Here is a 6,061-nt window from a genome sequence, read left to right as displayed (position 1 = left end):
ATCGGCGCTTGGGTGAAAGGAGGAGGGGCGAAATCTCCCACGGTCTGTACTGCGTCAACAGTCGGAATCGAGCCTTGTCCCTCCTCCTCCCTTCAAGTCCTACCATACAAGCGAGCCTGCTCGCGATAGCGATCTGTCAGCCATATCAATATTGACTGATACATCGCCATCGCGAGCAGGCTCGCTCCCACAGTGGTTTTTGTATGGCTGAGCTACTTGGTTTTCTTTGGAATCCGCACGAGCTGGGTGTCGGAGTAGATGTCATGCCAGCTGCGTTTCTGTTTGTCGAACAGCGACCAGAAGAAACCCAGCCCGACGCACAGCAAGGACGCGATCGACACCACAAAGCGCAGCAACGCCTGCCACAGGCTGATGGATGAGCCGTCGGCGTTTTGTACGCGGATGCACCAGACCTGCATGCCCAGGGTCTGACCGGACCAGGTCCAGAACTTGGCGAAGAAGCCGAACAGCACAAACAGCAGCACCGTTGACAGCAATGGATCGCCGTCCAGCGCGCCGGCTTCGGTCAGGGTGCGCATTTTGTCTTCGCCGATGATCGCCATCTGGATCATCTTGTAAATGCCGCTGGTGACGATCAGCAGGGCGGTACACAACAGGAAGTCGTAGAACATCGCTGCCAGGCGACGACCCAGGGTAACGGCAGGAAAGTCGCCCTGGGGTTTGAGAAGATGTTTCGACATGGCAGCCTCTGGACGGAAAAAAGAAGCCATTTTACGGATTTACGCGCACAAAAAAGCCCCTGATGTCAGCATCAGGGGCTTTTTCGTTACAGAAGATCAGGCTTCTGCTTGTACTTCGTCAGCCTGCATGCCTTTCTGGCCTTGCACAGCAACGAAAGTCACTTTCTGGCCTTCTTTCAGGCTCTTGAAGCCGTTGCCCTGAATAGCGCGGAAATGCACGAACAGATCCGGACCGCTTTCTGGAGTGATAAAACCAAAACCTTTCTCGTCGTTAAACCACTTGACGGTACCGCTCTGACGTGTGGACATTTCTTATTCCTTTGACGCAAAAAATTAATGACAGCCTCCTTCTTGTGAAAGAGTACTGGGGCTGGTTGCAGGAGAGTAAGAAGACGTCGAACGGGATGTAGCTAACTTGTAGGCTACTGCCCAGGTCACGATTCCAAGCGACCCATGCAAACACAGTGAACAAACTCTACGCCAACTACGGGAGAAAAAACAAGCCCTGTGGAGGGCCCGGATTTGCTCGCGTTGATGCCGTTCGGCGGCAACTAGCGCTGGCTTATGCGATAGAGGTGTTCAATTGTTTTCGATCGTTATAAGCCAAGTTCGTAATCGAAGGTGTGCACTGTTTTATGGCGGTTGCGTTACACATTAGTGCGCTGTTAACGCAACCGCGTTACTTATAGGAACAGTCAATCAGCCACGGTAGTAGCGTTGTGGAACAAATGGCATTTTGCTTACAAGCAAAGGTACCTTTTTCCCACGAACAATCGCCCATACCGGCGTATCGAGAGCGATATAAGCACTGTCGACGTAACCCATCGCCAAAGGGCCGCCCAGGGTCGGACCGAAGCCGCCACTGCAAACTGCGCCAATGATGTCGCCTGCTTCATTGACGATCTCCGCTCCTTCGCGCACCGGCGTGCGTTCCTGGGGCAACAGGCCAACGCGCTTGCGGCTGACACCGGCTTGTTGCTGTGCGAACACGGTTTCAGCGCCAGGGAAGCCGCCGGCACGTGCGCCATCAGCGCGACGAGGCTTGGAGATCGCCCACAGCAGGCTCGCTTCGATCGGGGTGGTCTCGGTGTTCATGTCGTGGCCATAGAGGCACAGGCCAGCTTCCAGGCGCAGGGAGTCGCGAGCGCCAAGGCCGATGGCCGCCACTTCAGGTTCGGCCAGCAGGGCACGAGCCAGGGCTTCGGCGTTAGCGGCCGGCACGGAGATTTCGTAACCGTCTTCACCGGTGTAGCCCGAACGGCTGACAAAGCAGTCCACACCCAGCAGTTTCACGCGGGCGAACTGCATGAAGGTCATCTTCGCCACTTCAGGCGCCAGGCGTGCGAGCACGGTAACGGCGGCCGGACCTTGCAGCGCCAGCAGGGCGCGTTCTTCAAACAGCGGCTCGATGGTGCACTGGTCGCCGATGTGCTTGCGCAGATGCGCCAGGTCCTGGTCCTTGCAGGCGGCGTTGACCACCAGGAACAGTTCGTCGTTACCCAGGTTGGCGACCATCAGGTCGTCGAGGATGCCGCCGGTCTCGTTGGTGAACATCGCGTAACGCTGCATGCCCACCGGCAGGTCGATGATGTCGACCGGCACCAGGCTTTCCAGCGCCTTGGCGGCATTGGCGCCGGTCAGGCGGATCTGGCCCATGTGCGAGACATCGAACAGCCCGGCCTGATCACGGGTGTGCTGGTGTTCTTTCATCACGCCGAGCGGGTATTGCACCGGCATGTCATAGCCGGCAAACGGCACCATGCGGGCGCCGAGTTCGATATGCAGTGCGTGCAACGGGGTTTTCGACAGTTGTTCGGTGGACATATTCAGCTCCTGAAAAAGTGTGCAAATGCGCGTGAGCATCAGCACTCGATAATGTTGACCGCCAAACCGCCACGGGCGGTTTCCTTGTATTTGCTTTTCATGTCGGCGCCGGTCTGGCGCATGGTGCGGATGACCTTGTCGAGGGAGACGAAGTGCTGACCGTCGCCGCGCAGGGCCATGCGCACCGCATTGATGGCTTTGACCGAGCCCATGGCGTTGCGCTCGATGCAAGGCACTTGCACCAGCCCGCCAATCGGGTCGCAGGTCAGGCCGAGGTTGTGTTCCATACCGATTTCGGCGGCGTTTTCCACTTGCTGCACGGTGCCACCGAGGACTTCGCACAGGGCGCCGGCGGCCATGGAACAAGCGACGCCAACTTCACCCTGACAGCCGACTTCGGCGCCGGAGATCGAAGCGTTTTCTTTATAGAGGATGCCGATCGCGGCTGCGGTCAGCAGAAAACGCACGACGCCGTCTTCGTTGGCGCCGGGGATGAAGCGCATGTAGTAATGCAAAACAGCGGGGACGATCCCCGCCGCACCGTTGGTAGGCGCCGTCACCACGCGCCCGCCGTTGGCGTTTTCTTCGTTGACTGCCAGTGCATAAAGGTTGACCCAGTCCAGCACCGACAGCGGATCGCGCAGGGACGATTCGGGGTTCTTGCACAGTTGCCGATGCAGCGCGGCCGCCCGACGTTTGACCTTCAAGCCACCGGGCAGGATGCCTTCGTTACGACAACCGGCGTCGACGCAATCCTGCATCACTTGCCAGATTTTCAGCAGGCCGGCGCGGGTTTCCGCTTCCGGGCGCCAGGCACTTTCGTTGGTTAGCATCACCTGGCTGATCGATAGACCATAGGTGGTGCAGTGACCGAGCAGGTCCTTGGCGCTTTTGAACGGGAAGGTCAGTGGCGTGGCGTCTTCGACGATACGGTCGGCGCCGGCGGCGTCTTCATCGACCACAAAACCGCCGCCGACCGAGTAGTACTCGCGGCTGCGGATTTGTATGCCCGCCGCATCGAAGGCGCGAAAGATCATGCCGTTGGGGTGATAGGCCAACGGTTTGCGGATCATCGCCAAGTGTTCTTTCTCATTGAACGCAATGCTGTGTTCGCCGAGCAGGTTCAAGCGACCATTGCCGCGAATCTCTTGCAGACGGGCGGCGACGGTTTCGGTGTTCACAGTGTCCGGGTGTTCGCCTTCCAGGCCCAGCAACACAGCCTTGTCGCTGCCGTGGCCTTTACCGGTGGCGCCGAGTGATCCGTAGAGCTCGACTTTGACGCAGGTGGTCGCGGCCAGTAGCCCTTCACGGCGCAAACCTTCGGCGAAACGCGCAGCAGCACGCATCGGGCCGACGGTGTGAGAGCTGGAGGGGCCGATGCCAATCTTGAACAGGTCGAACACGCTTAAAGACATGGTTGTTCTCCGGTTTCTTGTTATAGGAATAGCGGACTTGAGGCTTGGCACAAATCCCCTGTGGGAGCGGGCTTGCTCCGGGCGGCGTTCCGACGAAAGCGGTGGGTCAGGCAATGTTGATGGTGACTGATCCACCGCTTTCGCGAGCAAGCCCGCTCCCACAAGGGTGTATGCGGTGTTCTTGAAAATGGGGGCAGGCGAACCCGCCCCCATCAGTTTTAAGCGTAGCTTTCGATCGACGGGCAAGCGCAAACCAGGTTGCGATCGCCAAACACGTTGTCGACGCGACCGACCGGTGGCCAGTACTTGCCTTCGATCAGCGACGCAACCGGATACACCGCTTGCTCACGGCTATACGGATGCGTCCACTCGCCGACGATTTCCGCCGCGGTGTGCGGGGCGTTTTTCAGTGGGTTGTCGTCTTTGTCCAGGGTGCCGTTTTCCACTGCGCGGATTTCTTCGCGGATGCGGATCATGGCGTCGCAGAAGCGGTCCAGTTCTTCTTTGGATTCGCTTTCGGTCGGCTCGATCATCAGCGTGCCGGCCACCGGGAACGACATGGTCGGGGCGTGGAAGCCGAAGTCGATCAGGCGCTTGGCGACGTCATCGACGCTGATGCCGCTGCTGTCTTTCAGCGGACGCAGGTCGAGGATGCATTCGTGGGCCACCAGGCCGTTGCTGCCGGTGTACAGCACCGGGTAGTGCTCTTCGAGGCGACGGGAAATGTAGTTGGCATTGAGGATCGCCAGTTGCGAAGCGCGCTTCAGACCGGCGCCACCCATCATCCGAATGTACATCCAGGTGATCGGCAAAATGCTCGCGCTGCCGAACGGTGCGGCGCAGACCGCGCCTTCTTTACGCTCCATGGTGCCGTGACCCGGGAGGAACGGGGTCAGGTGCGACTTGACGCCAATCGGACCGACGCCCGGGCCGCCACCGCCGTGGGGGATGCAGAAGGTTTTGTGCAGGTTCAGGTGCGACACGTCGCCGCCGAACTTGCCCGGCGCGCAGAGGCCGACCATCGCGTTCATGTTGGCGCCGTCGATGTACACCTGGCCGCCATGATCATGAATGATGCCGCAGATTTCGCGGATGCCTTCTTCGAACACGCCGTGGGTCGACGGGTAGGTGATCATCAGCGCGGCGAGGTGTTCGCGGTGCTCGATGGCCTTGGCCCGCAGGTCTTCGATGTCGACGTTGCCGCGGGCATCGCAGGCGGTGACCACCACGCGCATGCCGGCCATGTTGGCGGTGGCCGGGTTGGTGCCGTGGGCAGACGAGGGGATCAGGCAGATGTCGCGACGGTCTTCGCCACGGCTCTGGTGATAGGCACGAATCGCCAACAGGCCGGCGTATTCACCTTGGGATCCGGCGTTCGGTTGCAGCGAGATCGCGTCGTACCCGGTGGCGGCGCAGAGCATCGCTTCCAGTTCGTCGGTCAGCTGCTGATAGCCGGCGCTTTGTTCGGCCGGAGCGAACGGGTGCAGGGCACCGAATTCAGCCCAGGTCACCGGGATCATTTCGCTGGCAGCGTTGAGTTTCATGGTGCACGAGCCCAGCGGGATCATGGTGCGGTCCAGCGCCAGGTCCTTGTCGGCGAGCTTGCGCAGGTAGCGCATCAGCTCGGTTTCCGAGTGGTAGCGGTTGAACACCGGGTGGCTGAGGATCGGCGACTGGCGCAGCAGCGCGGCCGGGATCGTGCTTTGAACGGAGGCGGCGAGGGCGGCGAAGTCTGGCAGCGCCTTGCCGTCGGCCAGCAGGCTCCACAGGGTTTCCACGTCGGCTGGCGACGTGGTTTCGTCGAGGGACAGGCCCAGACGCTCGCCATCGACCACGCGCAGGTTGATCTGCTGGGCACGGGCCTTCTCGTGCAACGCGGCGGTGTGCGCGCCGGTTTTAATCGTCAGGGTGTCGAAGAAGTTTTCCTGCTCGACGTTCAGACCGATTGCGCTCAAGCCTTTGGCCAGAATCGCGGTCAGGTGATGCACGCGGTTGGCGATCTGCGTCAGGCCTTTCGGACCGTGGTACACGGCGTACATGCTGGCGATGTTGGCCAGCAGCACTTGTGCGGTGCAGATGTTGCTGGTGGCCTTCTCGCGGCGGATGTGTTGCTCGCGGGTC

5 protein-coding genes are annotated in these 6,061 nt (G+C 60.3%); all 5 read right to left on the bottom strand.

The window, feature by feature from the left end:
- Positions 1 to 212: 212 nt before the first annotated feature.
- Complete coding sequence (locus tag KW848_RS31130; protein WP_218539152.1) at positions 213 to 701, bottom strand: RDD family protein; 489 nt, start codon at positions 699 to 701, stop codon at positions 213 to 215.
- A 96-nt stretch (positions 702 to 797) separates the two neighbouring features.
- Entirely contained in the window at positions 798 to 1,010 is a 213-nt protein-coding gene (locus KW848_RS31125; RefSeq protein WP_003227496.1) for a cold-shock protein, read from the bottom strand.
- A 390-nt stretch (positions 1,011 to 1,400) separates the two neighbouring features.
- Positions 1,401 to 2,525 (bottom strand): glycine cleavage system aminomethyltransferase GcvT, encoded by a 1,125-nt coding sequence (gcvT, locus tag KW848_RS31120; protein ID WP_192410368.1) that lies wholly within the window; start codon positions 2,523 to 2,525, stop codon positions 1,401 to 1,403.
- Positions 2,526 to 2,563: 38 nt separating this feature from the next.
- Positions 2,564 to 3,940, bottom strand: a complete 1,377-nt coding sequence (locus KW848_RS31115) for an L-serine ammonia-lyase (RefSeq protein WP_008146925.1) — start codon at positions 3,938 to 3,940, stop codon at positions 2,564 to 2,566.
- A gap of 218 nt (positions 3,941 to 4,158) precedes the next feature.
- On the bottom strand, positions 4,159 to 6,061 hold a 1,903-nt coding region (gene gcvP / locus KW848_RS31110; protein WP_218539151.1), incomplete at its 5' end, for an aminomethyl-transferring glycine dehydrogenase.

The sequence above is a fragment of the Pseudomonas sp. PDM25 genome (genome assembly GCF_019219045.1).
Lineage (GTDB): Bacteria > Pseudomonadota > Gammaproteobacteria > Pseudomonadales > Pseudomonadaceae > Aquipseudomonas.
The sequence above is the reverse complement of the archived record's forward strand: the minus strand, read 5'-3'. Positions and strand labels throughout refer to the sequence as shown.

Excerpts from the sequence above, each read along its gene's own strand:
- KW848_RS31130 (WP_218539152.1), bottom strand. The coding sequence starts at position 701 with ATGTCGAAACATCTTCTCAAACCCCAGGGCGACTTTCCTGCCGTTACC.
- KW848_RS31125 (WP_003227496.1), bottom strand. The coding sequence starts at position 1,010 with ATGTCCACACGTCAGAGCGGTACCGTCAAGTGGTTTAACGACGAGAAA.
- gcvT (WP_192410368.1), bottom strand. The coding sequence starts at position 2,525 with ATGTCCACCGAACAACTGTCGAAAACCCCGTTGCACGCACTGCATATC.
- KW848_RS31115 (WP_008146925.1), bottom strand. The coding sequence starts at position 3,940 with ATGTCTTTAAGCGTGTTCGACCTGTTCAAGATTGGCATCGGCCCCTCC.